The organism is Tenacibaculum pelagium, assembly GCF_014062345.1.
Taxonomy (GTDB): domain Bacteria; phylum Bacteroidota; class Bacteroidia; order Flavobacteriales; family Flavobacteriaceae; genus Polaribacter; species Polaribacter pelagius.
On sequence record NZ_JACGLS010000021.1, the window covers coordinates 1 to 330 of the forward strand.

Consider the following 330-nt stretch of genomic DNA (forward strand, 5'->3'; position numbering starts at 1 on the left):
CCAGATTATTTAGATTTAGATAGTGATGATGATGGAATTAATGATGTTGTTGAAGGAGGTAATGAAGATACCGATGGAAACGGACAGGTTGATGGAGCAGATAGTGATGGCGATGGTATTTTAGATATTGTTGATCAAGATCCATCGGATTTTGGAGATTTAGGGAATACAGATGTAAATGATACAGATCCAACAGATCCAGATAGTGGCGGAGATGGAGTTGTAGGAGATAGTGGAACTGATACAGACGGAGATGGTATTGCAGATAGCGTTGATGGTTTAGTTGGATTTGGAGATGCTACCGACACCGATGGTGATGGAATCGCAGAT

The 330-nt window shown here is 40.9% G+C and carries 1 pseudogene; it reads left to right on the plus strand.

What is annotated here, in order from left to right:
* Nucleotides 1-330 (plus strand): annotated as a pseudogene (locus tag H3Z83_RS12850) (gliding motility-associated C-terminal domain-containing protein); the annotation flags it as partial.